Below are 4,185 nucleotides of genomic sequence, written 5' to 3' on the forward strand. Positions count from 1 at the left end.
TAAACTCCTTGAAGAAGTATACATAAATGACATGAAAGGGAGACAGGATTTGAAAGTAAGCTAAAAGTATATTCTGATCAAACTCTGCATTACGGTCACGAGGGACATCGATTTCAATTTCACCTAAATTAGTGTTTACTTTTTTATGGCTATAACCATTTCGATAATTAGTTTTTGAGTTCGTATCACGATTATATTTTTCATAACCCAAAGTAGTATCCAATTTCAGCTTCTAACATTTCTTGTAGCACTTCCTTAAACATACCTTTTAGAGTATTCATGATATCTTAAGGAATCTGAATGTCGTTGTTAGCAATTAGTTATTTTGCTTGCTCTTTTGCAACTAAACTATTTCCCATAAAAAAATCTCCTTCCTGATTGTTTGGATTATAACCAGGATGGAGATTTTTACACAGTTTACGTTACAGACTCTTTTATGCACTAAAAATCCTTTTATACATAGCTTCCGAAGTTACTAAAGCTTTATCTGCTATGGCATCGGGTGTGGTGCAACCACCAACGGTGTAAGTACCCGTGTCCAGCATTCCATTATAATTCACTTCCCTACGATAAATTTCACTGAGCAAGTCAAGATTGGTCTCAATAGCACCGCCACTGGTTGCAAGAAGCATGCTTTACAGTGTTTAATCAACTTGTTTATGAATTGTTATATACAGCTCTCAAATTACCTCCTTGTTTTTTGTAATACATTTAAATGTTTAGGTGGGAAATTATGTTCATATTCATTAGAGCGCATGTTACTTTATTAAGGGCATAATACAAGAAGATGCGTCTTATTTTTCTTTATCGAAATATTCTACTACTAAAATAATTAATCCAATGATTGTTAGCATTATTCCTATTATAAAAGGGAATCCGAGAAATAGACTTTGAACTACTTCACTTCCATATTGCTTTGCACCAAAAATTACGAACCATAGTTTTGATGAGCCACTCCATGATGTTATATTGGGAATATACAATGATGCAGCTATAAGTATAGTCATATCTATGATTATACCTGATAACATAATTACAGATCCTATTATTGTTTTCTTCACTACTTAAACCCTCCTCATAATGTAAACAAAGATAGAATATTTCTTATAAGAATACTAAATTGAGCTTTAGTATATAGATATAATTACCCATATATTTTCGGTATAACTGATAATACTGTTAGTATTGAAAACAGACCATTGATAGTAAGTCCCCAGATTCCAACGCCTTTTTTGGTATCTTTTTCAAGTATCGCTGCTAGACCTAATCCAGCACCAAATGGCTGCATAATCATTGAAAACAAAGAACCTAAAACATATAAATACCCTGGTATAATTTGAGTATCATTAAATGTTTGTATAATATCAAAGTAAGCCAGAACCACATGATAGATCAAGAAAACTATAGCTATTATGAATGAGCTAATTCCTAGTTTTGAATGTTTTCCCATAAACCTTATACTCCTTTACTATTAAATTAAACCTTACCGTCCTTTTTATTCTTGTTATAACGTCTAAGTTTTCTATAGGCTGCTATTCTATAGGCTAGGTAATCAATTGTTAAAGTGACTATAACTAATGCAATAATACATTCGGCTGCGGCATCATTCCACCATCCTTTATATATTAAAAATATGTAAATTGGAATTTTGATTAATATACTTACTGACTTAGTTTCTAAAGCCATATCCTTGTAAAAATCAAACATTAGATAATACCTCCTAACCCCAATTTAAATAAACCTTAACCCTATAAGCTAATTGAGTAAATTATATCACATTATACATTAAATAGGAATTTATAGAAGTTAAAAAGAATTATAAATCTTATTTTAAGCTACAGTCCATTGCACTATTAAAATTGTACAAGCATATATTATATTAAGTGAAAATGGACGAGGTGTTTTATGTCATTTAAAAATAAACATAAATGTGATAATATATTTGAACGTGAATGTGAATGTCCTGTCAGTACCTCACAAGGTTATAGTGGAAGCTTTAATTTAGAATGTGGGGAATGCTTAAAAATTTTTGAAAGTGATGAGCCAGTTGAAATTGATATGGAAGTAGGCCAGAGTTCTGGAAATGATTGTACTATAATAGTGAGCGTAGAAGTCGCTGATGAAAAGAACTTAGAATTTCAAATCCCTAAACGTGATTCATCTGGCTCAAACAGTATTTCTTTTAACACTAAGCGAGCCCTTAAAATAACTGTAGCGTGTAGAAGTGCTAGCTTAGAAAGTGGAAATTGTAGTGTGTCTTGGGATATAGAACTTATCTTAAGAGGTTCTGATACAGATCGCAGCTGCGAATGTCCGATTAGTGATTCCATTCCAAGATCTTCATCATTTATGTTAAAAAGTAGTGAGAGTCAGGTGATATATCAAAGCGATGAATCTGCTGAAATTATATTTATCGTAGAATTATTTCCATCTTCCAGTAAGGGTATCTTAACTGCTATTGCTGAATTAGACAATTGCTCTTTATTAAAATTTGTTATTCCAACAAGTGCAAGTCAAACTAATAGAATATTATTTTATAGTAAAAACATCACAAAAGTTACTCTAGAATGCCTTATTTCAACGAACTGCAGTGGTGTTTGGTTTAGACAAAAATTATTTAGAGGTGCATAAGTATATTTGTTTAGTATGAGGTATTCTAAGAAATCTAAGGTACATCATTTCAATATTTAAATGCGATGTACCATTTTTGCAATGCAATCGAGTAATTTACTGAATGAAAGATAGGTTACAGTCCATTGCACTATTAGAATTGTACAAGCATATATTATATTAATTGAAAATGGACGAGGTGATTTTATGTCATTTAAAGATAAATATAAATGTGATAGTATATCTGATCATGAATGTGAATGTCCTGTCAGTACCTCACCAGGTTATAGCGGAAACTTTAATTTAGAATGTGGAGAATGCTTAAAAATTTTTGAAAGTGACGGGCCGGTCGAAATTGATATGGAGGTAGGTCAGAATTCAGGCAATGATTGTACTATAATGGTGACTGTAGAATTGGCAGATGAAGAGAACTTAGAATTTCATATACCTAAACGTGATTCTTCTGACTCTAATAGTATTTCTTGTAACACTAAGCGAGCCCTTAAAATAACTGTAGAGTGTAGAAGTGATAGCTTAGAAGGTGGAACTTGTAGTGGGTTTTGGAATGTAGAACTTATCTTAAGAGGTTCTGATACAGATCGCAGATGTGAATGCCCGGTTATTGATTCCGTTTCGAGATTCTCATCCTTTATGTTAAAAAGTAGCGAGAGTCAGGTGATATATCAAAGCGTTCAATCTGCTGAAATTACTTTTACCGTAGAATTATTTCCATCTTCCAGTAAGGGCATTTTAACTGTTATTGCAGAATTAGATAATTGCTCTTTATTAAAATTTGTTATTCCAACAACTGCAAGTCTTAATAATGAAATATTATTTTATAGTAAAAATGTTACAAAGGTAACTCTAGAATGTCTTAATTCTACGAATTGTAGTGGTAGTTGGTTTAGAGAAAAATATTTTAGAGGTGCATAAGTATATCTGTTTAATATGAGGTTATTCTAAGAAATATCTTAGGTACATCATTTCAATATTTAAAATGTGATGTACCATTTTTGCATGCAATCATGTAATTACTGCATGATAGAAAACCTTATATCTTAAATAAGGTCCATATCATCGCATTTCTATCATATCTAATTTCACACATCTTTACGTGATCATTAATTTCGGCTTGGCAAGTCTAAGTGATAAGCTTTTTCCCATAATGGTTGTTGTCTTTTTCTGAATTTAATACTTTTAAATTATAAGCGTATCTTTCCTCATTCTCAGTTATCCTGAATTTAAAAGGTATCATAGTTCCATTTTCTTTTGTACAGGTAATCACGTCAATTGGTTTATCTAATACCTTCATAAAAATCACCGTCCATATACCAATCATATACAAACATACATTCGTTGTCGAATTCATTAAATAAAAAGTTAGTGACGATAATTTGATAAAATATTGTTAGTATTCTTTTTATTCAAAGTATTAAAATTAGTTACTTATTATGTTATAATTTAACATAATAACCTGTAATAATTAAGTACTTACTAAGAAAGGAACTACTATGAGCATAAGTCAACTTAAAATACCTAGTAATAAAGAAATAAAAGAATACATAATTGAAGCAA

At 30.9% G+C, this 4,185-nt stretch carries 5 protein-coding genes and 1 pseudogene; 2 read left to right on the top strand and 4 right to left on the bottom strand.

Translation table 11 applies throughout. The features are described 5' to 3' along the window. Positions 1-64: 64 nt before the first annotated feature. The 4 genes and pseudogenes from C1Y58_RS27360 to C1Y58_RS26100 all read right to left on the bottom strand — a co-directional run. Positions 65-317 (bottom strand): annotated as a pseudogene (locus tag C1Y58_RS27360) (transposase); the annotation flags it as partial. 477 nt (positions 318-794) lie between these two features. Beyond that, a complete protein-coding gene (locus C1Y58_RS26090) occupies positions 795-1,061 on the bottom strand; it encodes a hypothetical protein (RefSeq protein ID WP_105620086.1) in 267 nt (88 codons plus the stop codon). Positions 1,062-1,144: 83 nt separating this feature from the next. Next, positions 1,145-1,450 carry a hypothetical protein gene (locus C1Y58_RS26095; RefSeq protein WP_105620087.1) on the bottom strand — a complete coding sequence of 102 codons (306 nt, stop codon included), beginning with the start codon at positions 1,448-1,450 and terminating at the stop codon, positions 1,145-1,147. Between the two features lie 26 nt (positions 1,451-1,476). Next, positions 1,477-1,707: a hypothetical protein gene (locus C1Y58_RS26100; RefSeq protein ID WP_105620088.1), complete on the bottom strand. Its 231-nt coding sequence runs from the start codon at positions 1,705-1,707 to the stop codon at positions 1,477-1,479. Positions 1,708-1,905: 198 nt separating this feature from the next. Between C1Y58_RS26100 and C1Y58_RS26105 the strand changes: the two genes are divergently transcribed. Continuing rightward, a complete protein-coding gene (locus tag C1Y58_RS26105) occupies positions 1,906-2,631 on the top strand; it encodes a hypothetical protein (protein ID WP_105620089.1) in 726 nt (241 codons plus the stop codon). Positions 2,632-2,817: 186 nt separating this feature from the next. Further along, positions 2,818-3,543, top strand: a complete 726-nt coding sequence (locus C1Y58_RS26110; RefSeq protein ID WP_105620090.1) for a hypothetical protein — start codon at positions 2,818-2,820, stop codon at positions 3,541-3,543. Positions 3,544-4,185: the final 642 nt, after the last annotated feature.

This window comes from Vallitalea okinawensis (assembly GCF_002964605.1).
Classification (GTDB): Bacteria; Bacillota; Clostridia; order Lachnospirales; family PQDH01; genus Vallitalea_A; species Vallitalea_A okinawensis.

What these genes read in the sequence shown, in the direction of transcription:
- C1Y58_RS26095 (WP_105620087.1), bottom strand. Translation starts at nt 1,450, where the DNA reads ATGGGAAAACATTCAAAACTAGGAATTAGCTCATTCATAATAGCTATA.
- C1Y58_RS26100 (WP_105620088.1), bottom strand. Translation starts at nt 1,707, where the DNA reads ATGTTTGATTTTTACAAGGATATGGCTTTAGAAACTAAGTCAGTAAGT.
- C1Y58_RS26105 (WP_105620089.1), top strand. Translation starts at nt 1,906, where the DNA reads ATGTCATTTAAAAATAAACATAAATGTGATAATATATTTGAACGTGAA.
- C1Y58_RS26110 (WP_105620090.1), top strand. Translation starts at nt 2,818, where the DNA reads ATGTCATTTAAAGATAAATATAAATGTGATAGTATATCTGATCATGAA.